The following is a 26079-nucleotide window of genomic DNA, read 5'->3' as shown; positions in this document are numbered from 1 at the left end:
TTTATAGGCGTTTAGGTTATATAATTCTTACAATTTAATGTCAAACAGGGTAATACTTTTTATCTACTGTCTAATAATTAGTTAATCTTTAAATGCGTAGGGTTTTCATACGTTTTAGATATACTTTCGTGTTTAAAATGTCCTTTATAAAACTTATAATTCTCTAATAGTGCCTTCAAATGTAACTATATACAATTTTGAAGGGGTATAAAAACTTTCACTATGTGTTTTCTCTTTCAACGGAATTAGAATTATAAATCCTTTTTCTGTTTCAAGATATTTTCCAAAGGGAACATACGGTAAAGTTTCTATAATAGGCGACAATAACAACCAAGCTTCATAAGGATTTTCTATTTTCGCTAAAAATTTTTTCAGCTTTTCAGAAGTGTTGATTGTTTTAATACTGCCTTTCTTTGTCTTTATAGAAAGATACCATTGACAATTTGCTGGGCGACAATAACTTCCTATTCCCTTTTTTACTTTTGAAAGAACATCATTAGATTTTTGATATTTAGTAATAGGAAAACGGATTTCATTCTGGAATTTATTAGCACTCAAATCAGGAGAGTACCTGTTAATTTCTATTTCTTGATACTGCTGTTTAGGGTTGATATTCTCCAAAATTGTTTGAGGAGAGGTTATCACAAAATCCTGAAAGGAGGTATAGTCCAACGCTTCTTTTGGTTGAGATAATCCTCTGAAATAGATGATAGAAATCAATAATAGAAATATTTTGTTTATTTTCATTGTTAGAACAGCTTTAATTGTAACAATTATTTATCAATATGGCGCTCAATTTGGTGTTTCTTCGCTTCTATATCAAAAAAAGCTACTAAATACCCCTCAGCTTCTATAGGTTCTCCTTTTTCATTCATAGCAGGAGTCCACCCTTTCATTCCCAATACAATATCCTTCATCATCATTTCAGCTCTTTTATCAAAGCTACTAACAAAATTAAAATGAGCATAACCTTCTTTAGTTATAGTAAACTTTATCAGCACATAGCCTTTTAATTCCTCTTCAACAATGTAAAAAAATGATTTGTACTTTCTTAAATATTCTCTATAGCCTTTCATATCCTTGAATAAATAAGCAGGCGAATGACTTCCTATAGTAGTGAATGTACCTTGATTATAATTGGTTATCAGAATTGTATCCTTTTTAATCAAAATATCCGGTAAAACTACTAAAGGCGTTTTTTGCGTAAAATTCTCTACAACAGTTTGTGCTTGCAAAAAACTGACAAACAGAAAGAAGGACAAAAATATGATTTTCATTTCTTTTTAGTGTTTTTTAGTTTATAATTCCTCTTTTTCTTTTTTAAAGGGTAATACTCATTGAGATATAGTAATATGTACAATACGCGTTTTTTCATTTCGTTAAATAGAATGCTACACATTTTCGGACAAATGTATAAAAAAACACTGAAACTTCCTAATTTTGTTAATTCATAAAATATTCGTACATTTGCACTTATAAACATCTAAACAATAAAAATCCAATCAATGGCAAAAAACGATAAAGAACTTTCGCTTCAAGATCAGAAAAAAGAAGCCCTTAAGCTCACACTTGCTAAGTTAGATAAGACTTATGGCAAGGGCATTGTGCGCGCTTTGGGCGACAACCCTATAGAAGATGTAGAGGTCTACTCATCGGGCTCTATCGCCTTAGATGCTGCTTTGGGAGTAGGCGGTTACCCTAAAGGTCGCGTGATTGAAATCTACGGACCTGAATCGTCTGGTAAAACAACGCTTACCCTTCACGCTATCGCCGAAGTACAAAAAGCAGGCGGTACAGCGGCATTCATTGATGCTGAACACGCTTTCGACCCTGTATACGCCAAAAACGTAGGGGTAAATACTGAAGATTTGCTCGTTTCTCAACCCGATAGTGGTGAACAAGCCCTTGAAGTAGCCGATGCCCTTATTCGCTCTAACGCTGTAGACCTTGTAATCATCGACTCGGTAGCGGCTCTTACCCCTAAAGCCGAAATTGATGGCGATATGGGCGACTCTAAAATGGGGGTTCACGCACGACTAATGTCGCAAGCACTCCGCAAAATTACGGGTAGCATTAGCAAAGCTAAATGTATAGTAATTTTTATCAACCAATTGCGCGATAAATTAGGTGGAGGAATGTACGGTGGTCCTACCGAAACTACTACAGGTGGTAATGCTTTGAAATTCTACTCATCAGTACGTCTTGAAATACGCAAAGATGGCGGTGCACAAGGTAGTGCTGCTATCAAAGACGGTGATGGCAATATTATAGGTAATAAAACCAAAGTGAAGGTAGTGAAAAACAAAGTTGCACCTCCGTTTAGAATGGCTTATTTTGACATTATGTTCGGGGAAGGTATTTCAAAAGAAAGTGAGCTATTGGAAATAGGTGTTGCTTCCGATATTATAGGCAAAAGCGGCGCTTGGTTTAGCTATGGTGATAGCAAACTCGCTCAAGGTCGTGATGCAACCCTCAGCTTGTTGCGTGACAACCCTGAATTAGTAGAGGAAATAGAAAAGAAAGTAAGAGAGTGGTTGAAAGCTGGAGGCGACCCATTTGCTAAACCTAAAAAGGGCAAAAAAGGCGCTGCTGCCAAAGGCAAAAAGGATTTAGCTGAAGATATTGAAGAAGAGGAAGAAGTATTTGACGACGATGAACTTTTAGAAGAAGACGAATAGCTATAAAAAAACTCAGGGTGTTGAGCCCTGAGTTTTTGTTTATTTAAGTTTTTTGTTGTTGTGATGGCGATCGTGATCACGCTCGGTTTTGCGAAGCATTTTTTTATCAAAAGCGTCTTGCAAATCGATGCCGGTTTGGTTAGCCAAACAAAGTACAACAAACACTACATCGGCGAGTTCTTCACCTAAATCTTTCTGTTTGTCGCTCTCCTTCTCCGATTGTTCTCCATAACGGCGAGCAATGATACGGGCTACTTCACCTACTTCTTCAGTGAGTTGAGCCATATTGGTAAGCTCGTTGAAATATCTCACTCCGTGTTCTTTAATCCAATTATCTACTTCTAATTGTGCATTTTTGATATTCATCTTATTGTTGTTTTGGAATGAATTTGATTTTATAATCTCCCCCACGAATTTCACGAATTTTCACGAAATAAGGACTGTAAAAAACTCTTTACTTTATATTATCTCACGAATTTTCACCTGACGGTGAATTGTATTGTGAATATTATGGTACAAATCTGTAAATCAATGTTCTGTTATATTGAACTGACGTTAAATTAGAAAAGCACTGCTCTTGGGAGAGCAATGCTTTTCTAAAATTGTTGTAAAAATACTCTAACTGTGAATTTAAAATTAGTTTGTCCACATATCTTGCTCTCTGTCGCGAATCTTTTCTTTGATTTTATCTGCTTCTAAGAGTTGTAAGAGCGCGTTATCGGGTATATAATCCTTGATTTTTCTATCGCCGTAAACGTTAGCTTCTTGGTAGATTACCGAGCTAAACATACGAGCGTTGAGCAAGTGGTCGAAAGACATTGGGCGAGCGTCGTTCTTACGGTTGAAGGTTTTAGCTTCGTGCAAAATGTCGCGCACTTGGGGATAGAATACCCAGAATAAAGGTACTAAAGCCGACATTGTAGAGTCATCGGAATCGATAAAGTTTACATCGGGGGCTACAGGAGCTAAGGCGAGCAAACGATATTTGAGTTCTCCTTGACGTTTGTCGAAATACCAGATACCTCTGATATAATACTGAGCGATATCGGCGGATTCTAAATTTCTACGAGTGATGTACTCATCGGGGAGGGCTTCACCTGCGTTGAGCAAGTTGTAACCTTCGTCTAAGGTATCGATTTTAGAAAGAGAAGCCTGAATAGACTCAGCGGTTTTTGTTTGAGTAAAATAAGAATCTACGTACAAATCCTTGATTTTACCATTTTTGATATTTTTCAATAGTACATCGTATAGGGAACGACGGTAAGCATCTACTTCCAAGGTGTCGGTAGGGAAAAGGAGAGGAAAGTTAGCGCGCTCGTTGAGGTCGATTACTTCCCAAACTTCTACAGACCAAAGGATGTCGCGGTCGTCAACATACCCATAAGGGAGAGGCTTATCGTTATCCGCTTGTATTTGAGCTTCAGTTTTTACTCCTATTTCACTAGCTACTTTGGCATTAAGTATATTTACCTGAGCAGAGGAAATCTGAAAAGCAAATACTATGATCAATAGTACTATAATCTTCTTCAATTGTAACATAAAAATTCTGTTAGTTTGTTATTTCAATAATGATAGGTGATACTGGAGGTAATTTCAAGCTTGAGTTACCAACGATACTAGCTTTGATGTCAAACACTTGTATCTTATCACCGCGTTTAGCTCTTGATACGGCTGCGCGAGCTTGTTCATTAAATTTACCACCTTTTACGATGATACTTGGTTGACCAGGTATAAACACTTTGAACTCATTTACTTGGAGTTTCAAGTCGAAATCGAAGTCTTCAAGTACGGCCATTACAGGTAATACACCAACGTTTTGTTTAGGCAATTTAGCGTCTCCAATCATACCACCCATACTACCAGCGGCGCGTGGGATATTTTTGATACGGAACAATTTAGAAGAGCTAAAGCGTTGACCATCGATTTCACCACTTACAGAAATGGTTACTTCTTTACCTTGACCAGGACGCATTACCCAAGCACTACCAGATCTTGAAAGACCAGGAGCTGAAGCAGAAATTTTGTTGTTAGGCACACCAGGCATAGAGATAGTGATAGGGTTATCAACACCGCGGTATACTACGTTCATCTTATCGGCAGAGATAACGGCTGAGTTAGGTCTAGGGATGGTAGAGAATGATTGTGCTACAGGCACTGCGATACGTTTGCCATCTTCATCGAAGTAGAGGTTACCAGTAATTTTGTGTTCACCGGCATTACCTGCACCTACATTCAATTTCACACGACCATCTTCGATAGTATAATCACTTGGTCCTAATTTTCTACCGTCTAATGAAAGTTCTACGGAGTTAGGGCGGGTAGTAGGATCTTTTCTACCTAAAACGATAGCACCGTCGAATTTTTCACCTTGATAGAAAGCACCTTTACCTTGCTCGAGCAAAGTAGTATAGTTAGTCATTGATACTTGAGTTTTCAATTGACCTTCCAACGCTTTAGAAACGAACTCTTGTTGTACTGATAAGATATCAGATTGCATCATAGAGAATTTTGCTAAAGTAGCGATGTAAGGGAAACCTTCGAAGTTGAAGTTCAACCATTTGACGGTGTTACCATCTCTATCTTTTACTGCATCGGTATTAAAGTTATCTTTAACTTTTTTTGCGATATCAGCATAAGCTGGGTTATCACCTAACACTTTTAATAGGGCTTCGCGATAGTTTTTGATGTTTTCTACGAATTTTTTACCTTCGGTAGCGCCTTCGGCAAAGAATAAGTGATCAGTATAATCAGATTTATCCATTGCTTGGTAATCTTTTTCGTTTACCTTTTTATCACTTTGCCCGATTTCTTTTTCAAGTCCATCTTTAAGACCTTGTACATAGTTGAACAATTCGTCGGAAATGGATTTGATTTGCTTAGATTGCTCGTTGATTTGGGCAAACTGAGCGGGACTTTCGCTTGCTTTGAGGGCTAGTTGTTCCATCGCTGAGCTAATTCCCTGAGTATCGCGTTTATTTGATACTTCAAATTTTTGATTTACTAACCCGAAAGCATCTAGTACTTGTTTTCCCATATTGAGTGCGATCATTGCGAGGAAGACAAGATACATCAGGTTAATCATCTTCTGTCTATTGCTTAATTTTCCACCTGCCATAAGCTATTTTTTTAATAAGTTAATAAATAATTACTCTTATCGTGCACCGCTCATTGCAGATAACATTCCTCCATAGATTGTGTTCAAAGATCTTAGGTTATCTTTGAAAGAAAGCATCTGTTGATTCAAAGAATCAAGATTTTCGGCAATTCCTGCTTGTGCAGACACTTGTCTTTCGGTTCTTTCTAATTGTAATTTGTAAAGGCTGTTGAGAGATTCTAAGTTAGAAGCAGCTTCAGAAAGTTCTTCTCCGTATTTGTGAGTAGCCACCATAGTATTGGTTACAGGAGCGATTTCTTTACTTGCTTCGGCGAAATTTTCGATAGATCTACCCAAGGAACGCATTAAGTTTGCATCGATCTTAGCTTCGGCTAAGATATTGTCTAACTTTTCAGACAAAGACTCTCTGATGAGTTTGTCGTCTTGGCTTTGTTGTGCCATAACTCCTTGACGAGACAAGGGAGCGCCACCTTTAAGTTCTGGGTAAACTAAAGACCAATCTAAATCTTCTTCTTGAGGCTCAAAAGCTGACATAAAGAAGATTACAGCTTCAGTTCCCATACCTACTGCTAAAAGGAAACTACCGCTCATACCTAAGATATCTGCGTGCAAAATTTTAGCTAAGGCACCAACGATTACGATTGAGGCACCAATACCATAAGCGTATTGAAAAATTGTTTTTGTTACTTTACTTCCTGCCATAATACTTTAATTATTAAATAAATGTTGTTAAATTAGTTTGATTTGTTTTACTTTTTTGATTATTATCTATAACCTCTTGCGGATTTAGCTTGTTGTTTTTCGCTAACACCCATAAAGTCTTGGACGGTACGGAAACCGATGTAGCTACGAGCTGAATCTTGATATTCGTAATCACGAGTATTTACTTGTAGCATAAAAGCGACGTCTTTCCAAGAGCCGCCTCGTATTACTTTACGACGGTTGCTATCGTCGAGAACGTTAGGGTTCATAGAAGACATATACTCATAAGAGTTAGGGTCGTAAGAGGTGTTAGTCCATTCGGATACGTTACCAGCCATATTATATAGGTTATATCCGTTAGGTTCGTAAGATTTAGCTTCTACGGTGTAGAGAGCGTTATCGGAGGCGTAGTCGCCGCGCATAGGTTTAAAGTTCGCGAGGAAGCAAGCTTTATCGTCGTAAGTATAGGGGCCTCCCCAAGGGTAAGTTGCTCCAGATAATCCACCGCGAGCGGCGTATTCCCACTCGGATTCAATAGGAAGGCGGAAAGAGTTAACGGTGTAATCACCTTTGGATTTTTGGTAAGAGTTTTTGTTCAAGGTACGCCATTCGCAGAAAGCCTTAGCTTGGATCCAGCTTACGCCTACAACGGGATAGTCGCTATAAGCTTCGTGCCAGAAGTAGTCGTTGTGCATAGGCTCATTATAAGAATAGTTGAAGTCGCGAATCCATACGGTTGTATCGGGGTATACTTTCACGATTTCTTCTTTGATGAAGTCTTTACGGTTACCTCTCTTACGAGCGGCTTTATCCATATCGAGCCATTGGTATTTGAACTCGAATTTTTGGACGTCCATAATGCGTTTGCCGTTGTAAGCTTCTTCTTCGGGCAAATACATTTTGTCCATTACTTCGGAGTAGTACTCGTCTGGGAATTTGTTTACGTCCCAAATGAGGGCTACTTTTTTGTTTAGTTTTCGCGCTTTATCATCACCGTAAGTGTTTTGGAGGTACTGTTGCCAAGCGTTCATTTTTTCGGTATTGGCGTCGAGATAGGCGTATTCACCTATTCCGCCACTTCCTGGTCCTTGGCCTGTTTGTTCAGCCATATCGGCTAATTGTGTACGGATGATAGAATCGCGTACCCAATTGACAAACTGGCGGTACTCGCTATTTGTGATTTCGGTTTCATCCATATAGAAAGAACCAACGCTCACAGTTTTGATTGTTGCGTTTAAACTCGCAGTTTTATCATCATCGGAACTACCCATAATGAAAGAACCACTCGGGATGAGCGCCATACCGTAAGGGGTAGGTTGCTTCCAGCTCTTACCTCTTACTCCTACGAGCTCTCCCTTGCCATCGCCACTTCCGCGTTTACAAGCAGACATTGTTAAAAGCACAAGTAGCACTACGATTATTCTTCTTGCCATAAACATTGTTTAAATTCACATTTAATTAGGGCGCAAACGTACGCATAATTTTTTACACACGCAAAAAAAATTCACTATTTATTTCTATAAACTATAAAATTTAACAATATCTTTACATTTTAAAGGATTAAAGGGCTTCAAATGTAAAAAAAGATTAAAAGAAAAGTTCATTTTTTTGTGTATTTTAGTCTTTTAAATTTAGTTTTTTTACTCCCATATTCCACAAGGTGAAAGCTTGCAAATCGGCGTTTTGTTCAATAGTTTTGCTTACGGGAGTTCCGGCGCCGTGCCCTGCATTAGTTTCTATTCTTATCAAGATAGGGTTGTTGCCTGTTTGTTTAGCTTGGAGTTCGGCGGCGAACTTAAAGCTGTGTGCGGGCACTACTCTATCGTCGTGGTCGCCAGTGGTGATGAGGGTTGCGGGGTAACTGACACCTTTTTTTACATTATGGAGAGGTGAATAGGCTTTTAGGTATTGGAACATTTCTTTGCTATCGTTAGCAGTACCATAGTCGTAAGCCCACCCAGCACCAGCGGTGAAGGTGTGATATCGCAACATATCGAGTACTCCTACGGCGGGCAGGGCAACTTTAAATAAGTCGGGGCGTTGCAACATTGTAGCGCCAACGAGTAGCCCTCCGTTAGATCCTCCTTTGATAGCGAGGTATTGTGGGGAGGTATATTTTTCGTTTACGAGGTACTCGGCGGCGGCTATAAAATCGTCGAAGACGTTTTGTTTTTGCATTTTGGTACCTGCATTGTGCCATTGTTTACCATATTCACCTCCTCCGCGCAAATTGGGTACTGCATACACACCACCGAGTTCCATCCATACGGCATTGGCGACGCTGAAGGTTGGCATTAGGCTGATGTTGAATCCGCCGTAGCCATATAATAAGGTGGGGTTTTTACCGTTGAGTTTGATTCCTTTTTTATAGGTAATCATCATTGGTATTTTGGTGCCATCTTTAGAGGTGTAGAATACTTGCTTGGATTCGTAGTTGTTGGGGTCGAAGGCGATATTGGGTTTCCAATAGAGCTGTGTATCGCCTGTAGCCAAGTCCATTTTGTATATTTGGGTAGGATAGGCGTAATTGGTGAAAGAGAAATAGGTGTAAGTTTCTTGTTTTTTGGCGTGGAAGCCAGCTGCTGTACCTATGCTGGGGAGTTTCACATCGCGTACTAACTCACCTTTATAGTTATATTGTTTTATTTGCGAGAGGGCATCGACCATATAGTGTGCGAAGAAATAATGCCCTGTTGCGGTGATACTCAATACATTTTTGGTTTCGGGGACGACATCTTGCCAATATTCGGGTTGTGGTTTGGCAGCTTCGGTTTTCACTAATCGTCCGTTAGGGGCATTGAGATTGGTTTCAAAGAATAGGGTTGATCCGTCGTTATCAATGAAATGGGTATCGGCATTGAAATCGTTGGTAATGGTTACTAAAGGGGCTTTAGGGTTTTTGAGGTCTTTTAAGAAGAGTTTGTTACCTGAGGTGTTTACTGCCGCTGAGATGATTAGGTAGTGGGCATCTAAAGAGACTACTCCTGATACATAGCGATATTTTTCGGCAGGAGTACCGCCAAAGATGAGGGCATCATTTTTTTGGGGTGTACCGAGTTGGTGGTAGTAGAGTTTATGTTGGTCGGTTTTAGCTGATAATTCACTTCCTTTGGGTTTATCATAACTGGAGTAGAAGAAACCTTCGTTGCCTTTCCAAGCAATAGAGCTGAACTTGATATCTATTAAGGTATCGCCTATCACTTCTTTGGTTTTAGCATTGAGGACGATGCCTTTGCGCCAGTCGCTACCGCCTTCGGAGATGAGGTAGGCTACTAAAGAGCCATCTTCGGAGAAGGCTACTTCGCCTAAAGAGGTGGTACCATCGTTTGAGAAGGTATTGGGGTCTAAGAACACTTCTTCTTTACCGTTTTTATCTTTACGATAGAGCACAGACTGGTTTTGCAATCCGTTGTTCTTATAATAATAAGTGTAGTCGCCTTCGGTGAAGGGTGCGCCTATTTTTTCGTAGTTCCAAAGTTTTTCGAGTTTTTGTTTAATGGTTTGCCTATAGGGGATTTTGGAGAGATAGGCGAAGGTGAAGTTGTTTTGAGTTTTTACCCACTGGGCGGTTTCGGTAGAGCGGTCGTCTTCGAGCCAACGGTAGGGGTCGGCGATTTGAGTGCCGAAATAGGTATCGACGGTGTTGTCGGTACGAGTTTGAGGGTAAGTCATTTTTTCGGTGTTAGGGTTGTTAGGGTTTTGATTACAGGCTACTAATAGTAGTAGTGCGGCGGGGAATAGTTTATGGGTCATATCATTAAATATTTTTTGGCAAAGTTATTAAATAGTTTTGTATTAAGCAAATTATTGTTTGTAATGATTTAGGAGTTTTTGGAGAATCTGGGAGAATCTCGGAGAAGATTGGAGGTGGGAGGGTGTTTGAAAAGTTTTTTTGGGGGTGTTGTGGGCGTTTGCAAATAAGGGCGTTTACAAAATGTTTTTTTGTGGGGGCGTTATGAGCATTTGCAAATAAGGGCGCTTACAAAATGTTTTTTTGTGGGGGCTGTCCTAAAAGTTTTTCTTGAGGGGGTGTTTGCAAAACGCCCCTACATAATACACTCTAAAAGTGATTGATTATCAGGATTATAGACTTTGTCAAAGTTTTGGGACTTTGACAAAGTTTATGATGCAAAAGCGATTTTTAGACTTTTCGGACAGCCCCTACATAACATACTTTAAAGGTGATTGATTATATGGGTAATCAACTTTGGCAAAGTCTAAGGACTTTGCCAAAGTGTAGCGATACAAAGGTGAATTTTAGGGCTTTTGGGGTAGCTTCTATTGATTCTGTTTTTCTAAATGCTGTTGAGGAACTCTAAGAGGTCTTCACGTTCTTTTTTGGTGAGTTTTAGGAATATTTTTTTGGATTTTTCACTTTCACCTCCGTGCCACAAAATAGCTTCGGTGATGTTTTTAGCACGACCGTCGTGGAGAAAATTGGTGTGCCCACTGGCTATTTCCTGTAAGCCTATTCCCCATAGAGGGCGGGTGCGCCATTCACGTCCGTTGGCTAAGAAGTCGGGGCGGTTGTCGGCGAGAGCGGGTCCCATATCGTGGAGTAGCATATCGGTATAGGGGTAGAAGGTTTGGTTAGCAAGGGCTGGAGTGGGGGCATTGAGGGTGCGTTGCTTTACAGTATGGCATTTGGCACAACCAATGCCCTCAAATATATATGCTCCATAACGTACTGATTTTTTATGGGCATTACGCATAGCAGGTACTGCTAATGTTTGGAGGTAGAACTCGGTAGCATCAACCATTTCTTTGCTCATTTCGGGGTCGTCGTTTTTGCCGTCATCGGAATGAGCTTGCCCTTTACCTATTTCGACGGGATAATAAGGGTTTGTTACTCCTAAATCGCCTGAGAAAGATCCGGCAGCTTCGTCTAAAAGGGTAGCGGTATTGGCTTTCCATCCGAATCGTCCTACCATTCTTTTTTTGTGAACGCCGTCCCACACGTAGTTTATTTTTCCGGAGATGCCGTCGTTGTTTGCATCGTTTACATCTTCTAAGGCTTTGAGATCGGCTTCGGGGATATTTTCTAAGAGTCCTAAGCCATAGATGGGCATACTTGTGCGCGGAGAGATAAGAATATTAGGAGGTACGGTAGCACTTACGCCATTGAGGGTGTAGTGAGGTACTTTAAGGGTTACTTTAGAGCCGTCGCGGAAGGTGACGATAGAATCGGTAAAGCTTACGGCGTATTTACCTTCGGGCTGGAAGCCTGTGAGGGCTCGGTTCTGTACTTGGGTTCCGAAACCAGGAACGGGTAAGGGGCCTCCGTGAGCATCGGTGCCGGGGAGACTTACGCGCATAAAGAAGCCACGTGAGCGTTCTAAATCGGTAGGAAATGCGGCTCTACCATCGCCTGGGTGGCAACTGATGCAGGAGTTGCTGTTGAAGATAGGTCCTAAACCACCGTAGACAGGAGCGGGGTTGGTTACAAAAGTAGTTTCGAAAGCGCGGTCGCCAATGGTGTGTTTATCGTCTTCAGCTTCAGTAAGGTTAGGGGCTGCTACACTATAGGCTAAGCTATTTTCACTAAATATAGTAGTAGCTCCTCCTGCATAGATACGTTCGTTGAGGTCTAATAGGGTGAGCCCTTCATACTCATCGGAATCGGAGCTATCGCTTTTAGAGCAACTCATCAATAGTAGTGTACTAAAGGTAAGTGTGGTTATTATTTTTTTCATTGGAATGTTAGTTTTTTAAAACTATGAGGAAAACGGCAATGAGAAAAGTTTCTCTTTGCCGTTTTAAAAATTAGCGGTTGTTTTGATTAACCTTTAGTGATTGCATAGTATTTGTTTACTTCTTTTTCTATAATATCACGTAGTTCAAATACTGTTTGTTGGGCTTTTTTTACAGCGGCATTACCAGCTGCATTTCCTTTGGTGATTGCCTGAGTAAAAGTGCCAGGGATGGCTTCGAGGTTGTCGATAGCTTCTTGTATTTTGTTTTTGAGTTTGGTATCGAGGGCAGTGTCTTTTGCTTTGATAAGGTCGGAAATTCCTTTACCTTGTTTGCCGTTGTATTTGCCTAAATAGATATTTTGAATACTGCGGATGTTATCGGCGAAGTCTTTTTTAGAATTGTTGCTAAAACGAGATTCTTCTTTATCAAATAGAGGGTCACCAGATTCGTTGAAACAGTTGGCTATTTTTTCGGCTGCTACTTCATTGGCTATATGCCATAAGCCTGATGCGATTTCGGAGACAGCATTTGCAGTTGTTTTGTATTTACCGGTACCTTTAGACGCGTTGTAGAAGTCTTCGGCATATTTTTGACCTTTAGTCCATCCGTTGAGTACAGCAGTCGTATTGTTTTTCATATCTTCAGCAGCTGCTTTTAGATATTCTTTTTGTCGAGCGGAGAGAGAAGCTGCTGTTGCATTGCCATTTTCACCCCAAATGAGGTATTCTATAAGGTGGAATCCACGTGTTTCGGGGTTACTTTTAATTACATCGGCGGTGATAGATGCTGTTCCGTTGATGATATTGTTCATAGCATTAACGTCCACAGGCCAAGTATCCATTGCTTCATCGAGGTCTTCAGGGAGTTTTACGGGGCCATATAGGAAGCCTTCGGATTGTTCCCAAGGGGTACGGGCTGTTTTCTAAGCCTCACGTGCTGCTGTGAGATTGGCATCGGTAGCATTATTTTCTAAAGAGGTAAGTGCGGTAACCATTGCATTGGTTTTGGTATCTAATTCGTGATAAGTAGGGACAATTACATTATTAACAACATCGTTGATTACGGCTTGTTCAGCAGCTACTTGAGCAGCAAGTTTTTGTTGTTCGTCGTCGTTGTTATCGTCTTTGTTACAGCCAATGAAGAAGAGGGCTGCAATTGTACTGAGTGTTAAGATTTTGGATTTCATATAGCTTATTTATTTAGATATTAGTTACTTGTTTAGGAGTTAGAAAGAGAAAGCGATACCAGCAGAGAAAGTGTTTTCTTTCATTTTTCTACCCATATACACGGGGGTTATTTGGGTCATATCGTAGAAATCAGCACCTAAGGTACGCCATTCGTAATGTGCTTTAGCTACTATTTGAGGGGTGATAAACCAGTTGAGACCAGCGGTGAATGCTTTGCGTTCCCATTTAGGACTTCTAATGATGTTTCCTTGTGTTTTTCGCATTGTATCGTAGTACTCATAACGTACAAAAGGATATAGTTTTTGTTGAGTGTTTAGAGTGGGGAAAAGGTGGAGTATATCATAGCCTATTTCGGAAGATACCCCCATAGCCTCTTTGCCTACATTGGTACGTTTTACGCCTAAAGTGCTTGACAAGCGACGGTTAGCCGCTGAGATAAGGTCGGAGTTTTGTACGGTTCCCCAAATAAGGGCTGCATTAAAACGCAAAGGACCTTCGTCGTAAGAAAGGTGAGCTGTGAAGAGGGTTACATAGCCGTTTTTAGTAATATCTTTTTTGGAACGATTGGGGTTAGAGTTACCGTAGTAGAATCCAGCGCCTATAAAGGTATGTTTGTTTTTTCCGAAGAGATAATCAATTTTACCTGAGTAAGCCCAAGCATCGGCATTAGCCATTTCAAAACGGAGTTGATGACCGCCTTTTACGAAGTTACGGGAGCTGAAGCCAGAAGAGTCGAGTCCGTTAGTAAAAGAGAGTTCGTATTTGAAGTTTTTGAGGAAAGTGCCGTATAATTGTAGTCCGTTTTCATACCAACCTAAGGGGAGGATTTCGTTTTCCATATTAGGTTTATGGGTGGTGAAGTAAGCAGTGGGTCGGTCGAGGGTTTGAGCGAGGTTTAGGTGTAGTTTTACGCGTCCTACGCGCACGCCGAGATAGGGGCGGAGATGGAAATCGAGGTACATTTGTTCGAGTTTTACCTCTCCCCCAGCTTCAATTTCTTGTTCAAATTCTCCGGCTTCTTCTTGGACGTCGTATTCCATAGTTGCGCCTGTGCCACCGTGTTCAAACTCTACTTCAGAGCGCATACTTATCCAGTCGTTGAAGCGATACCCTATATACAGATTGAGACGCTCGGGGTCTATCTTGTCGCGGATTTGCGAATCGGAGTCGTAAGTGCCATAATTGTAATAGTTTACTGCTCCATAGCCGCTAAAAGAAAATTTATCCCAACTGAGGAGTGATTTTTTCTCTTTTTCTTTATCAAGAGAATCTTTTTGTTTTAACTCCTGAAGAATTTCCTGCTTGATTGTTTCCTTCATACTATTATAGTCGGTAACTTCTTGTGCTTTTAATAGCATAGGGAAGCTGGAAATCAATGCTATAGCCATTATCTTTTTCATCGAAAACACGTTGTTTAGAATAATTCGATGCAAAAGTATAGTTTATTTATTATACTTCCAAATAATTTATAGATTTTTTTTAGAAGGTTTTAGAGGGAGTGGAGTTTTAGGAGAATCTTGGAAAATCTCGGAGAATCTCGAAGGTGGGAGGACTACTTATGGGCGTTTGTAAATAAGGGCGTTTGCAAAACGTCCCTACACAACATACTCTAAAAGTGATTGATTATCTGGGTAATCAACTAATGATTTAGGAGTTTTTGGAAAATCTCGGAGAATCTCGGAGAATCTTGGCGGTGGGAGGGCGTTTGCAAAACGCCCCTAGATAACATACTACAAAAGCTGTTGATAATCAGAGTAATCAACTTTGCCAAAGTTTCAGACTTTGGCAAAGTGTAGCGACGCAAAAGTGATTGATTATCTAAGTAATCGACTTTGGCGAAGTCCAAGGACTTTGCCAAAGTATTTGATGTGATTTTAAATTTTCTTTACACGGCGTTCGTGTCGACCGCCCTCAAATGGGGTGATTAAGAAAGTGTTGGCAATTTCTACTGCTTGCTCAATGGCGGTGAAACGGGCGGGGATGCTGAGTACATTGGCATCGTTATGGGCACGGGCAAGGGCTGAAAGTTCTTTCGTCCAACATACAGCGCAACGCACGTGGGGGTGCTTGTTGGCAGTCATTGCGATGCCGTTGCCACTGCCGCAAATCACGATACCGAGGTCGGCTTTGCCTTCTTCTAAGGCTTGTGCGACGGCGTGACCGAAATCGGGGTAGTCAACACTTTCGGGGGTATCGGTTCCGAAGTTGAGAACTTCAATATTTTTGGTTTTTAAAAAGGCTGTGATAGCGTTCTTGTAATCGACTCCTGCGTGGTCGTTCCCTATGGCTATTTTCATTTTATTTTATTGTTGTGATTTTAATTTGTTTACTATATCGATGATTTTGTTGTAGTTTGTTACAATTTCTTCATTGGTTGATTTTATAAAGTGCTCATTTCCCTCTTGGGTTGTATATAAACCATCGAAAGTTTTCTCGATAAGCTTTTCTATTTCGGTATTGGTAGGGTATTCCTTGCGATATACCTCAGCTTGGCGCGCCATTAGTTCTATGTGAGCATATACCACTCCGTATTGGTATAAATCCTCATAAGTTTTTTTAGCTAAAGCTACATCGATATTGCTCTTTTTATTGTTATAATTTTGGAGGAGTTCATTTGAGATTCTCTTTCCTTCTGTCCAAGCGTAATCTTGCCCAGCATATTTGTACTTATCCTTAGGATATTGAGGTAATTTTCCGACAGTAGCGAGCAAGGTGTTGTACTCGGCAACGGTTTGATCAATAAGCTCTTTATAGGTGCTTATATCTTTCACATCGGTTTTGTAATAGGCGATATTCGCTTTGTGCGGAATAGCCTCTTTTTTTGTGGTTTCGGGGGTGCTATCGTCTTTCTTACACCCTGTGGCAAAGGATATTGCTAATGCAATTACTGTAAAAATAAAATAATGTTTCATAATACTCCATACCAGTATGATAGTGTGATATTTTTATGACCCTATAAGTCTCCATTGCACGTGCATTAATGTCAGTAAGACACGCAAAGGTATTCATCCTGAGACGTGGGTCACGGCTTTGTCCCTTTACTTTGAGCAACAATTCGCGTTTGTCTTTCTCTAAGCGTACTACATCCTCTAAATCTACACTTGATTGCTCTAATGAAGTAGCCGAGTGATATTTTTGAGGTCTCTAAGGTGGTCTTGGCAAGGTCGCGCTTCTCTATCAGTGCCTTGAAGTCTATGGGAGTTTTGTAGTAAGTGCCTTTCATTTATCTTATAACTTCTAATTCTTTTTTACCTTTTGGGCGATATAAATATATAGGGAAAATTCTTACTTTTTTTCTATTTTCCTCTTCATATCTTCCTACTAGTACAGGCTCTCCTTTACAACGAGGACATTTCATTGCTGTAAATAATAATGTGACTACTCTATCTTCACAATAATAAACCAACTCTTCATTATCAATTGAAGTCATATTAAAATTCTGTAGAGTTCCATCAAATGCAGCTGTATAAAATTTTGCAATATCCTTACTTTCTTTTTCTGTCATAAATAAAGCTTGAGCTACTTCTTTTTCTTTATATAAAATACTCTCTTCAAATTTATTTTCTTCTTTATTGATAATCATATTTCTAAGTTCATTAAACTTGTTTAGAACTTCTTTTTTTAGATTTAAGCTATCAGATAAATCAAATTTTTCTCCATCTTGCCATCCTTTTAATTGATATGGGACATTAGCCTGAAATGTTCCACAATATTCTACATAAGGTTTTCCCATATCTACAAATATATTTTTTCCTGTTTCTTTTTCTTTTTTTAGTGGAACTTCGAAATCTATCACAGGTGTAGAAATCTTTTCAATATCTCCATTATCTTTAAAACGAATAGCTTGTATTTTTAATTGGACTCTTGCCCCTCCTTCTATCATTTTTTGTGGAATTCCATTGATGTGTATAGGAAAAATTCTAATTTTCCAAGATTGTAAACCACTCTTTAAAATTGCTGTATTTATGGGGACACTTGCGCTTAAGGCACCATTTCCCAATCCATAATATCTCTCAATAGGGAAGCCATTAATTAGTATTTCAAAATTACAACCTCCTATAAAATACTCTGCTTGATAACTAATAGCTTGCTCATGATATTTAACTTCTTTATATAAATTTGCTATTTTTTCCATTTTTATTCTTTCTTTACAACTTAAAAGTGTTAAAATAATCACGGTTAATAAATGTATTTTTTTCATAAGTTATAATTTAAATTCATACGAAAATCCTTCGTGGATTAGATATTTTTTTCTTTGGGTGTAATTATTTTCTGATTATAACAAACTCATTGCTATCTATTGGAAGATAAAGCAGAATATTATAATAGCCCGCTCCCGATTTTTTTCCTTTTCGGATTAAAGGACTCCATCCCTTAATGTCTAATGGTGATTTATTATTAAACTCTCGGGTATGCGTTTTTCGTTCTAAACAGACCAATTTCCCTTCTGCATAGAGTTTCATCTCATAATCCTCTAACGGTACCATCATATTTGTACAATACTTTTCAATATTTTGTTGATTATTTTTTATTGCTTCTTGATTTTCCTCTTGACTTTCATAATAAAAAATAGCAGTTTCATTGATTCTTTTTTGTGTAAGTTTTGTCCATCTCTCACCTTCTCCATTATTTAAAATACGCCATAACTTCTGATAGTATGCTACTACTTTTTTCTCCAATTCTTTTTTATCCCATTTACGAAGGTCTTGCCCCTTACTCCAACCTTCTAACTCATAAGGCAAATCTGTAATTTCTACTTCCCATTCTTGCTCAAAGTAAGGTACATCAATTGTGGGGGCTGTAATAGGCAAAAGTTTATCTTCATAGTTTAATATCTCATCGGTCTCTTTATTGCGTATATAACTGCCAAATGATATATTCGAATTTTTAATATCTTTAGATGCTATTAGTTTTTCTCCAGCTTTAAAGGCTGGAAATATCCTCAATTTTACCTTATATTTCCCATTTTTTAATATATATGGGTTCATATCTACACCACTATTTGCACCTACATAATCACAATCTGCTTTTATATCGTTGATATAAAGTTCATAAGGTACACGCATCGACAAAGAAATGCCATAAGTTATTTGTTTTTCCAAGGGTATTTGTTGTATTTTCATTTCCCCTGTATTTTGTGCATTATGACAATTAAACAGTAAGATAGCCAATGTCAAGATTATATTTTTCATAAATTAGATACTTTACCTACGTATAATTACAAATTCATCACTACCTTGGGGTAAATATAATAAAATAGGGTAGGGAGCTGCTCCATAAGTTGTTCCTTTACTTATTAAAGGACTCCAACCTTTTATATCTAATGGAGAGTAATTATTAAATTCTTTAGTATGCGTTTTTCGTTCTAAGGTTACTAACTTCCCCTCTGCATAAAGTTTTAACTCATAATCCTCCAAGGGTATCATTGTTCCTTTACTATATTCTTCTACATCTTCCTTTATTTCCTCTAAATCTTTTTCTATTCGTTTTTCTGAAAGATAATCAAAAATACAAACTTCATCAAATCTTTTTTGAATCAGCTTTAACCACGCCTCAGAATTTCCTTCATTAAGTATTTTTCTTGTTCTTTGATGAAATGCTACTACTTTTTTCTCCAATTCTTTTTTATCCCATTTACGAAGGTCTTGCCCCTTACTCCAACCTTCTAATTCATAAGGCAAATCTGTAATTTCTACTTCCCATTCTTGCTCAAAGTAAGGTACATCAATTGTGGGGGCTGTAATAGGAAGGGCTACATCTGCTTTGTAATTTAGTATCTCATCGGTCTCTTTATTTCTGATGTAGCTGCCAAAAAACAAATTACATCTCATAATATTCTCTACTGTTACCAAAGTATCTCCTCTTCTAAAAAGTGGAAATATCTGTAATTTTATTTTACATTTCCCATTTTTTAATACATAAGGATTTAAATCTATGGCTGTGCCCAAAGGCATATTAAGTTCCGAAGCTTTTATATCATTAACATAAACAATTACTGGAATATTGGTTGTTATATCAATCATATAAGTTATTTGTTTTTCCAAGGGTATTTGTTGTATTTTCATTTCTCCTGTATTTTGTGTATTATGACAATTAAACAATAAAATTATAAATATAAAAAGTATTTTTTTCATAAGTTAATCTAATTTAAATTCATACGAAAATCCTTCGTGGATTAAAATGTTTCATATAAAGTTAATTAATATTTTACGGTTAAAGTGAGTTTTTATGTTTGATATAGTCCTTATAGGCTTCTCTTAGGGCATCGGCTTTGGTTTTGTGTGGGCTGTTAGTGCTCATATCATCAAAATACTGAAAAGATACTACTTTACTGACCTTTTTAATAGAAAGGGCTGTCTCTAATTGTTGTTTTACCCTATCGAAAGTAGCAGGCTCAAAAGGATACTGACCATTGGGCGATGCAAAGGTTTCTAAATCACTCCAAAATACACCTTTATAGTTTTTGTTTTCTTCAAAGAGTCCGCGTTGTGCAGCCTCATAATAGCTTGCAAGTCGCTCAAGGGTTACGTGTTGTGCGCCTACGCCATCTTGCAACATTATAATTTGCAGGTTGCTTTTAGCTAATTCTGCCATAAAGTGTTGCAGTTGCTCAGGTGTGGAAAGTGAGCTATTCCAAAAGGCAGCGATAGACACAGGTTTGTTGTTCAATTGGTGCAAACGGTTGGAAATGCGATCTACAAATTGTTCTCTAAAAAGGCGTACTTTCTCATCGGTATTATAAGCATTGGGCTCAGGCTCGTGCGGAATATACCAGCCTTTGAAAGCAGAATGTGTGCCAAACTGTGCTTGAATTTCTTCGGCTATGGCAATACAATAATTAGCTTGTGTTTGTAGCCACGCTACATCGGTTTGATGATGCCAATAAGAATCATCAAAATGTAAACCTATATGCACCTCTATTCCTTTTCGCTGAGCAGATGCCAACACACGTTCAAGGGTGTGTTTGCTTTTGGTAGCGGTGAACGCATTTGCCGAATTGAACCAAGTGATATCGTTGGAAGGATTTTTGAATGCGGTATATTGCACAATAAGGGTATTCATTCCTAAATCTTTGATTTCGGTGAGGAGCTCATCCCATTGTGTTTCACTCCAATCGCCTTTGCCAAAGAGCTGCACAAAAGTACCTGTAAGGGTTTTTGGGGTTGTTTGCTGAGGATATACGCAAACTATTTCTTCGTTATTCTCTTTTTTACAAGCTATAAGGCTGAAAGTACAGAGCAGGATAAAGAGAAAGATTTTTTTCATAGGTGTTATTCTTTTGTAAATTCTCTGATTTTCAATTCACCGGATTGGGGGTCAAAAACGGCATAGGTAAAGTAGTGTATCCAGTCGCCGGTGTTGATATAGGTACTCCCCTCCCCTACCCTAATGGTCATTGGTAGATGGCGGTGACCGAAGAGAAAATAGTCGTAATGCTGGGTCTCGAGTTTGCGCTTGCAATACTGTACAAGCCATTCGTTGTCTTCTCCCAAGAAATGTACATCTTCAGCCCCTGAGATGAGTTTGTTTTTCACCGAGAGGTATTGCGCCAATCGCACGCCTATATCGGGGTGTAACCACCGGAAAAGCCATTTGCAAAAGGGATTGGTAAAGACTTTTTTCATCCGCTTGTAGCCTTTATCACCTGGTCCTAAGCCATCGCCGTGCCCTATCAAAAAACGTTTGCCTGCACATTCTACTTCTAGCGGGTGATGATATACGGGAATGTTCAACTCGGTTTGGAAATAATCGTCCATCCACAAATCGTGATTGCCTACAAAAAAGTAGATAGGAATACCACTATCGCGCAGTTCCGCCAGCTTGCCCAAAGTACGTACAAAGCCTTTGGGGACAACTGTTTTGTACTCAAACCAAAAGTCGAAAAGGTCGCCGAGGAGGAATATGGCACCTGCATCAGCTTTGATACTGTCGAGCCATTGCACAAATTTAGCTTCGCGCGGTTTGCTTTCGGCAGCGGTGGGCGCTCCGAGGTGATTATCGGAGGCGAAGTATATCTTTTTATCTTTGGGTAATTCTATAGATAACATTGGTTCTTTAATTTATCATCTATACAAAAAGTCCATTTCGTATAAATGAAGAATATGATATGGCAAAAAATGGCGTTTTTTTGCCACGTTGTATCATACGTGGAAAAAAATGGCGTTTTTTTGCCACGTTATACTTTTTCTCTTTGGAGTACTTTTATCAAATCTTCGTTGATATAATAGTTTGACTTCCCTACTTTCAACTTACTAATCAACCCTATTTCAGCAATCGTATCTAAATAATGCTGAGCAGTACGTCTAACTATATCCAAATCTTCTTGTAAAAACTCTATCTTAGTATATGGGTTTTTGAAGAGGTTGTTCAGTAAATCCTGACTGTATATCTTGGGTAGCTCACTGCGCAAGCGTTGTTTGGTTTGTTGCATCAGCCTTTTGATGTTTTGTACCATCTCAATAGTTTCAATAGCGGTTACTTCTACTCCTTTGAGTAAATACAAAATAAGCTTTTCCCAATCACCATCAGCTCTCACTCCTTGCAAAGCTTTGTAATAATCAGTTTTATGTTGAATGATATACCTACTCAGGTAAAGCACGGGCAGGTCGAGCAATCCTTGTAATACCAAATACAAAATATTGATGATACGCCCTGTACGACCATTGCCGTCATAAAAAGGGTGAATACTCTCAAACTGATAATGGATAATTGCCATTTTAGTAAGTGGGTCAAGTTCTGAAAACTCAGGGTCATTGATAAACTTTTCGAGGTTTGCCATTAAGTTGAGTATTTCGTCTTTATCTTGTGGTGGTGTATACACTACCTCGTTATGACTATTGACGAGCTTGGTGCCTGCTTGGGTTCTGAAGCCTGCCTTGTTAGCTTCAAGCTGCTCCTGAATCAACAATATATGCTTGTTGAGCAACAGCCGTTCATTGCGCACAATCTCAAAACCCATTTTCAAGCCTTTGGCATAATTTAGTACCTCTTTGCTGGCTGGGTTGGTGTCAATCATAATGTTTTCCTTATAGAGGTCGTCGTGAGTGGTAACGATATTTTCAATCTCGCTACTGCTTTTTGCCTCTTGTAAGGAAAGAGTATTGATGAGGATTTGCTCATTAGGAATTGTTTTTACTACCCCTTTCAGTTCAGCTAAATGCCTATGAGAGAGGGTGAGTTGTTTGAGTATCTCACGGGTTTCAATTTCTGGTGGAGGTGGTAATAAGGGTAATGTAAAATCTGTTTTCATTATCTTAGATTCATCAGTTCAGAGAGGTCTTTTTCTAAAAACTCGGCATCAATATGAAGTTGATAAGATTGGGGGTTGAAATAGATGTTGACATAGCCTTGCACGTTGAGTTTGGCTTGCAATATATCGAGATCTATATTGACAAAATTAATCTCATACACTTCTATAGGGGTAGTACTTTTGTCGAAACAACGCAGTCGTGTGAGTATCATATTTTCTTTAGCTTCATCTTCAGCTAGTATAGCTTGAGTTGCCATTGCTCTATATATTAGTATGGCTTTTCCGAATTTGCTATCGAAAGGAGTGTCGTTCATCGCATTGCTATCATAAAAAGCAGGTACCTCTTTCACCTCACAATCATCGGCAGGAATGCGTTTTTCGCGCCAATATTTGCGAATTTCTCCTATAGAGATTTTTTTTGATTTTCTCTTTTTATTCTTCTTTTTGATAAACCAAAAGAGTACTAATAAAGCTATTGCAATAATGATAATATTTTCCATAGTTTAATGTCTGTTTTGATATGTTAACTCCTAATTGATTGACGAATTTCAGAGATTTTTATTAAGATGGAAAGATCTAAACTCAAAAAAGAGGTATCAACATAGTAATTTCCGCGTTTTTCTGGGTCTATAAACACATCTATATAACCTTGTACGTTGAGTTTAGCTCTCACAGTAGCTGCATCATAATCAATAAGTGTTACACGGTAGGCTTTTGCGGGCGAAAAACTTTTGTCGTAACAACTCAACTTTACCAAATTTACATTCTCATCGGCTAACATTTGTTCGTGTAAATGATAGCCTATATGTTCATCTTTAATTTTTTGTAAGTCAAAAGTGGCTCTTTCATTTAATACATCACAATTCTCAGCGTCAATACGCAAACGTTTCCAATGATCATAGATATATTTTTCTTCTTCTAAACTCTTATTATTGTTAAAACGCTTGCGCAGGATAGCTTTAGCAGCTGCCTCATCTCGACTATCACGAGATACAAACATTTCTTTTAAGAAATCAAACCACCCCATAGCTTTAGTCTTTATTTATTTTATTTATTATCTGATGCAAACCATTCGGCATAGGAACTTTCGGTTTCGCAAAGGCGTATAGAAAAGAGTGTTACTCCAGCGGGCAGTTGGTAGGCGATACGCTGAGCAAAGTCGGTTACGAGGTTTTCGCTGGTAGGCTGATAAGGCACCGTGATGATGCGATGCCCCTTGGCGCGCAGTTCATCGGCTAAGGCTTTGTGAGGAGAGAGTTCGTTGAAGACCATTGCGTGGTCGAAAGCATCGATAATTTGCTCCTGCACGATGCGTTTGAGGTCACCAAAATCGATGACCATACCATTTTTCACGTTGTGAGGATTGTTGATAGGTTCGCCTATCACAGTTACGTAGAGTTTATAGCTGTGTCCGTGCAGGTTTTTGCATTTGCCATCGTAGCCAAAGAGCGCGTGTCCTGCTTCGAAGTCGAATTTTTTAGTAATGCGAATCATAATAATTGACAATTAACAATGACTCATTAACAATTAACAATTGATAATGAATCATTATTTTGGTGCAAATGTAGTGAATAATTAGAGAATTAGCAAAATTATTCGTACATTTGCCCCATATTCTTATAAAAATCATTTCCAATGAAAAAAATTTTATTCAGTGTCGCAGCAATGGCAATGCTTGTAGGTTGTGGTAGTAAAGACGATGATACTCCTCCTAATGGCGGTAATGGTAGTACTACCCCTACTACCCAAAGTGACTATTTGCCTACTAAAAAAGTAAAAACAATTACTTGTAAATCTATCATAGTGGAAATAGACTATACTGGTGCTACCCCTGCTCCTTCTCTTGAAAGTACCTTAGAACCCACTCTCAACGGTCAAAAATTTGTAGCAGAAACTTTGAACTTTGCTTATGAATACGATGAAAAAGGAAGAATCAAAAAGATTACTAGAAAGAAAGAGGGCAAAAGTGATAATGTAAAAACATTTATTTATGGAGCTAACTCTGTGAAAATAACTTTTCCCAATGAAGATACAGGAGGTATAGAAAATCGAGAAGTGGGACTCAACGCTGCTGGTAATATGTTAGGTTTAGGAACTTACGACAGTAACCAACGATTGACAAATGGTTCTAGGGGTGATTTTGAGTGGACAAATGACAATCTGACTAAGATTAGTGAAAAGAGAAATTGGAGGGGCAAAGTTACCACGGTTGCAAATCAGCTTTCTTATAACAACAACTTGAACAAAAATAAGTTTTTGTTGTACAACTTTGAAGGGGATGCTGTGACTAGTTATGCTCAATATTTCGATTTTCAAATAGGTTGGATACAAGGAGTGGCTCCTAAGAACTTGTTACAACAAAGGGTTTTAACAGAAGATGGCACTATTTTAAATTACACTAATAACTATACTTATACTTTTGATACTGATGGTTTTGTAAAGACTATCAACGAAACCCGAAATGCAAGAGCTGGTAGTAATACAGGTCTTGGATTTGTTACTGATACCAATTATTTAACAAAATTAACAACTCTTATCACTAACATTCAAAATGGTACTGAGAAGAACAAAAAATACCAATTGGTAAGTGATAAAAGTGATGAAAAAGTGTTTGATATTATTATCCCTATAAAAGTGGAGAAAGATAAGAATGGTAAAACTATCGACTTAACAGTAAATAAAGTAGCTCGCCACACTTTCAAACTTAAAACTGAAAATGGAGCACAAGTAGTAGATAATATTGATGTTAAAATTAGCTATAACAGTGATATGACTACTACTTATCAGTTGAATTACTAATATTTCTAATACACAAATAATGAAAAAGCGACTCGAAAATGAGTCGCTTTTTTGTTGCAAAATTACGAATAAAAAGCAAAACTACAAAAAATAATGTAATTAGCTCATACAAAGAGGATTAATTTTTTGACAGGAAGATAAGAGAAGACAGAGTCTTAGATGTTTTAGATAGGTTTTTTCAAAATTAGGTTTCTAAATCGTTACCTACCATACTGAAAAATATTTTTTATTAATAGGTTATATTTCAGTGTTTTACACCTTTTTTCATATTGTACAGTAACTTGATAAAAAGTACTTTCGCAAATTAAAAAATTAGAGTATGAAAAAAGTAAAACGCTCAACCTTTAAGGTATTGTTTTACCTTAAAAAGAATGCCCCAAAGAAGAACGGTAAGGTTGCTATTATGGGACGTATTACCATTGACAATCAGGTAGCTCAGTTTAGTACCAAACTTGAAATCCTTCCACAGAAATGGGATTTGAAGTACGGAAGGGTAACAGGTAAAACAGAAGAAGCTACCCAACTCAACCGAAAGCTGGAAGAGATTCGCTCACGTATCATTACTCATTATGAGGAGTTGATGAAGTACGAGGGAGTGGTTACTGCTCAGAAGCTAAAAGCTACTTTTCTAGGCATAGGAGTAATGGAAGATTC

The 26079-nt window shown here is 38.4% G+C and carries 25 protein-coding genes and 1 pseudogene; 3 read left to right on the top strand and 23 right to left on the bottom strand.

The window, feature by feature from the left end; genetic code table 11:
- Positions 1-153: 153 nt before the first annotated feature.
- Both JMN12_RS13555 and JMN12_RS13550 read right to left on the bottom strand, forming a co-directional pair.
- A complete protein-coding gene (locus JMN12_RS13555) occupies positions 154-747 on the bottom strand; it encodes a hypothetical protein (protein WP_203083574.1) in 594 nt (197 codons plus the stop codon).
- 26 nt (positions 748-773) lie between these two features.
- The gene (locus tag JMN12_RS13550; RefSeq protein WP_203083575.1) at positions 774-1277 is read right to left on the bottom strand and encodes a hypothetical protein; all 504 of its coding nucleotides are present in this window, start codon (positions 1275-1277) and stop codon (positions 774-776) included.
- A 228-nt stretch (positions 1278-1505) separates the two neighbouring features.
- Between JMN12_RS13550 and recA the strand changes: the two genes are divergently transcribed.
- On the top strand, positions 1506-2678 hold the full coding sequence (gene recA / locus JMN12_RS13545; RefSeq protein WP_088593343.1) for a recombinase RecA: 1173 nt from the start codon (positions 1506-1508) through the stop codon (positions 2676-2678).
- A 39-nt stretch (positions 2679-2717) separates the two neighbouring features.
- On the opposite strand, the gene JMN12_RS13540 is transcribed toward recA, so the two are convergent.
- The 21 genes and pseudogenes from JMN12_RS13540 to JMN12_RS13445 all read right to left on the bottom strand — a co-directional run bounded on the left by JMN12_RS13540 (position 2718) and on the right by JMN12_RS13445 (position 24120).
- Positions 2718-3044, bottom strand: coding sequence for a nucleotide pyrophosphohydrolase (locus JMN12_RS13540; RefSeq protein ID WP_088595247.1), 327 nt, complete (start codon positions 3042-3044; stop codon positions 2718-2720).
- Positions 3045-3314: 270 nt separating this feature from the next.
- Complete coding sequence (gene gldN / locus JMN12_RS13535) at positions 3315-4217, bottom strand: gliding motility protein GldN (protein ID WP_009414254.1); 903 nt, start codon at positions 4215-4217, stop codon at positions 3315-3317.
- 10 nt (positions 4218-4227) lie between these two features.
- Positions 4228-5793, bottom strand: a complete 1566-nt coding sequence (gldM, locus tag JMN12_RS13530; RefSeq protein WP_203139769.1) for a gliding motility protein GldM — start codon at positions 5791-5793, stop codon at positions 4228-4230.
- 36 nt (positions 5794-5829) lie between these two features.
- Positions 5830-6495, bottom strand: a complete 666-nt coding sequence (gene gldL, locus JMN12_RS13525; RefSeq protein ID WP_009414252.1) for a gliding motility protein GldL — start codon at positions 6493-6495, stop codon at positions 5830-5832.
- Positions 6496-6557: 62 nt separating this feature from the next.
- The gene (gene gldK, locus JMN12_RS13520) at positions 6558-7934 is read right to left on the bottom strand and encodes a gliding motility lipoprotein GldK (RefSeq protein WP_009414251.1); all 1377 of its coding nucleotides are present in this window, start codon (positions 7932-7934) and stop codon (positions 6558-6560) included.
- Positions 7935-8112: 178 nt separating this feature from the next.
- The gene (locus JMN12_RS13515) at positions 8113-10248 is read right to left on the bottom strand and encodes a prolyl oligopeptidase family serine peptidase (RefSeq protein ID WP_203139767.1); all 2136 of its coding nucleotides are present in this window, start codon (positions 10246-10248) and stop codon (positions 8113-8115) included.
- 542 nt (positions 10249-10790) lie between these two features.
- Positions 10791-12188 (bottom strand): di-heme oxidoredictase family protein, encoded by a 1398-nt coding sequence (locus JMN12_RS13510; RefSeq protein WP_088593340.1) that lies wholly within the window; start codon positions 12186-12188, stop codon positions 10791-10793.
- Positions 12189-12274: 86 nt separating this feature from the next.
- Positions 12275-13099 (bottom strand): annotated as a pseudogene (locus JMN12_RS13505) (imelysin family protein); the annotation flags it as partial.
- 12 nt (positions 13100-13111) lie between these two features.
- Positions 13112-13375: a hypothetical protein gene (locus JMN12_RS15370; protein ID WP_238423921.1), complete on the bottom strand. Its 264-nt coding sequence runs from the start codon at positions 13373-13375 to the stop codon at positions 13112-13114.
- A 39-nt stretch (positions 13376-13414) separates the two neighbouring features.
- A complete protein-coding gene (locus tag JMN12_RS13500) occupies positions 13415-14776 on the bottom strand; it encodes an autotransporter outer membrane beta-barrel domain-containing protein (RefSeq protein ID WP_203139766.1) in 1362 nt (453 codons plus the stop codon).
- Between the two features lie 474 nt (positions 14777-15250).
- Positions 15251-15673 (bottom strand): ribose 5-phosphate isomerase B, encoded by a 423-nt coding sequence (rpiB, locus tag JMN12_RS13495; protein ID WP_009414246.1) that lies wholly within the window; start codon positions 15671-15673, stop codon positions 15251-15253.
- Positions 15674-15679: 6 nt separating this feature from the next.
- Positions 15680-16288 (bottom strand): GAG-binding domain-containing protein, encoded by a 609-nt coding sequence (locus JMN12_RS13490; protein WP_203139764.1) that lies wholly within the window; start codon positions 16286-16288, stop codon positions 15680-15682.
- A 311-nt stretch (positions 16289-16599) separates the two neighbouring features.
- Complete coding sequence (locus JMN12_RS13485) at positions 16600-17577, bottom strand: hypothetical protein (protein WP_238423920.1); 978 nt, start codon at positions 17575-17577, stop codon at positions 16600-16602.
- A 64-nt stretch (positions 17578-17641) separates the two neighbouring features.
- Positions 17642-18568: a hypothetical protein gene (locus JMN12_RS13480; protein WP_238423919.1), complete on the bottom strand. Its 927-nt coding sequence runs from the start codon at positions 18566-18568 to the stop codon at positions 17642-17644.
- 12 nt (positions 18569-18580) lie between these two features.
- Positions 18581-19510 carry a hypothetical protein gene (locus JMN12_RS13475; protein ID WP_238423918.1) on the bottom strand — a complete coding sequence of 310 codons (930 nt, stop codon included), beginning with the start codon at positions 19508-19510 and terminating at the stop codon, positions 18581-18583.
- 79 nt (positions 19511-19589) lie between these two features.
- The gene (locus JMN12_RS13470; RefSeq protein ID WP_203139762.1) at positions 19590-20642 is read right to left on the bottom strand and encodes a DUF4434 domain-containing protein; all 1053 of its coding nucleotides are present in this window, start codon (positions 20640-20642) and stop codon (positions 19590-19592) included.
- Between the two features lie 5 nt (positions 20643-20647).
- The gene (locus JMN12_RS13465; RefSeq protein ID WP_203139760.1) at positions 20648-21424 is read right to left on the bottom strand and encodes a UDP-2,3-diacylglucosamine diphosphatase; all 777 of its coding nucleotides are present in this window, start codon (positions 21422-21424) and stop codon (positions 20648-20650) included.
- A 128-nt stretch (positions 21425-21552) separates the two neighbouring features.
- Complete coding sequence (locus JMN12_RS13460; protein ID WP_203139758.1) at positions 21553-22626, bottom strand: Fic family protein; 1074 nt, start codon at positions 22624-22626, stop codon at positions 21553-21555.
- The gene (locus JMN12_RS13455) at positions 22626-23126 is read right to left on the bottom strand and encodes a hypothetical protein (RefSeq protein WP_203139757.1); all 501 of its coding nucleotides are present in this window, start codon (positions 23124-23126) and stop codon (positions 22626-22628) included. Before JMN12_RS13455 ends, JMN12_RS13460 begins: the two co-directional genes overlap by 1 nt.
- Positions 23127-23149: 23 nt before the next feature.
- Complete coding sequence (locus JMN12_RS13450; RefSeq protein WP_009414240.1) at positions 23150-23653, bottom strand: hypothetical protein; 504 nt, start codon at positions 23651-23653, stop codon at positions 23150-23152.
- A gap of 20 nt (positions 23654-23673) precedes the next feature.
- The gene (locus tag JMN12_RS13445; protein ID WP_203081201.1) at positions 23674-24120 is read right to left on the bottom strand and encodes a 6-pyruvoyl trahydropterin synthase family protein; all 447 of its coding nucleotides are present in this window, start codon (positions 24118-24120) and stop codon (positions 23674-23676) included.
- Positions 24121-24261: 141 nt separating this feature from the next.
- On the opposite strand from JMN12_RS13445, the gene JMN12_RS13440 reads away from it, so the two are divergent.
- Both JMN12_RS13440 and JMN12_RS13435 read left to right on the top strand, forming a co-directional pair.
- Positions 24262-25425 carry a DUF4595 domain-containing protein gene (locus tag JMN12_RS13440; RefSeq protein ID WP_203139755.1) on the top strand — a complete coding sequence of 388 codons (1164 nt, stop codon included), beginning with the start codon at positions 24262-24264 and terminating at the stop codon, positions 25423-25425.
- Positions 25426-25744: 319 nt separating this feature from the next.
- Positions 25745-26079 (top strand): Arm DNA-binding domain-containing protein (locus tag JMN12_RS13435; RefSeq protein ID WP_238423852.1); only part of this gene is annotated, 335 nt, incomplete at its 3' end.

It is taken from the genome of Capnocytophaga genosp. AHN8471 (assembly GCF_016806945.1).
In the GTDB taxonomy this organism is placed as follows: Bacteria; Bacteroidota; Bacteroidia; order Flavobacteriales; family Flavobacteriaceae; genus Capnocytophaga; species Capnocytophaga periodontitidis.
This window is presented reverse-complemented; position numbering and strand designations above follow the sequence as displayed.

Coding starts and splice junctions, on each gene's coding strand:
- JMN12_RS13555 (WP_203083574.1), bottom strand. CDS start 747: ATGAAAATAAACAAAATATTTCTATTATTGATTTCTATCATCTATTTC.
- JMN12_RS13550 (WP_203083575.1), bottom strand. CDS start 1,277: ATGAAAATCATATTTTTGTCCTTCTTTCTGTTTGTCAGTTTTTTGCAA.
- recA (WP_088593343.1), top strand. CDS start 1,506: ATGGCAAAAAACGATAAAGAACTTTCGCTTCAAGATCAGAAAAAAGAA.
- JMN12_RS13540 (WP_088595247.1), bottom strand. CDS start 3,044: ATGAATATCAAAAATGCACAATTAGAAGTAGATAATTGGATTAAAGAA.
- gldN (WP_009414254.1), bottom strand. CDS start 4,217: ATGTTACAATTGAAGAAGATTATAGTACTATTGATCATAGTATTTGCT.
- gldM (WP_203139769.1), bottom strand. CDS start 5,793: ATGGCAGGTGGAAAATTAAGCAATAGACAGAAGATGATTAACCTGATG.
- gldL (WP_009414252.1), bottom strand. CDS start 6,495: ATGGCAGGAAGTAAAGTAACAAAAACAATTTTTCAATACGCTTATGGT.
- gldK (WP_009414251.1), bottom strand. CDS start 7,934: ATGTTTATGGCAAGAAGAATAATCGTAGTGCTACTTGTGCTTTTAACA.
- JMN12_RS13515 (WP_203139767.1), bottom strand. CDS start 10,248: ATGACCCATAAACTATTCCCCGCCGCACTACTACTATTAGTAGCCTGT.
- JMN12_RS13510 (WP_088593340.1), bottom strand. CDS start 12,188: ATGAAAAAAATAATAACCACACTTACCTTTAGTACACTACTATTGATG.
- JMN12_RS15370 (WP_238423921.1), bottom strand. CDS start 13,375: ATGAAATCCAAAATCTTAACACTCAGTACAATTGCAGCCCTCTTCTTC.
- JMN12_RS13500 (WP_203139766.1), bottom strand. CDS start 14,776: ATGAAAAAGATAATGGCTATAGCATTGATTTCCAGCTTCCCTATGCTA.
- rpiB (WP_009414246.1), bottom strand. CDS start 15,673: ATGAAAATAGCCATAGGGAACGACCACGCAGGAGTCGATTACAAGAAC.
- JMN12_RS13490 (WP_203139764.1), bottom strand. CDS start 16,288: ATGAAACATTATTTTATTTTTACAGTAATTGCATTAGCAATATCCTTT.
- JMN12_RS13485 (WP_238423920.1), bottom strand. CDS start 17,577: ATGAAAAAAATACATTTATTAACCGTGATTATTTTAACACTTTTAAGT.
- JMN12_RS13480 (WP_238423919.1), bottom strand. CDS start 18,568: ATGAAAAATATAATCTTGACATTGGCTATCTTACTGTTTAATTGTCAT.
- JMN12_RS13475 (WP_238423918.1), bottom strand. CDS start 19,510: ATGAAAAAAATACTTTTTATATTTATAATTTTATTGTTTAATTGTCAT.
- JMN12_RS13470 (WP_203139762.1), bottom strand. CDS start 20,642: ATGAAAAAAATCTTTCTCTTTATCCTGCTCTGTACTTTCAGCCTTATA.
- JMN12_RS13465 (WP_203139760.1), bottom strand. CDS start 21,424: ATGTTATCTATAGAATTACCCAAAGATAAAAAGATATACTTCGCCTCC.
- JMN12_RS13460 (WP_203139758.1), bottom strand. CDS start 22,626: ATGAAAACAGATTTTACATTACCCTTATTACCACCTCCACCAGAAATT.
- JMN12_RS13455 (WP_203139757.1), bottom strand. CDS start 23,126: ATGGAAAATATTATCATTATTGCAATAGCTTTATTAGTACTCTTTTGG.
- JMN12_RS13450 (WP_009414240.1), bottom strand. CDS start 23,653: ATGGGGTGGTTTGATTTCTTAAAAGAAATGTTTGTATCTCGTGATAGT.
- JMN12_RS13445 (WP_203081201.1), bottom strand. CDS start 24,120: ATGATTCGCATTACTAAAAAATTCGACTTCGAAGCAGGACACGCGCTC.
- JMN12_RS13440 (WP_203139755.1), top strand. CDS start 24,262: ATGAAAAAAATTTTATTCAGTGTCGCAGCAATGGCAATGCTTGTAGGT.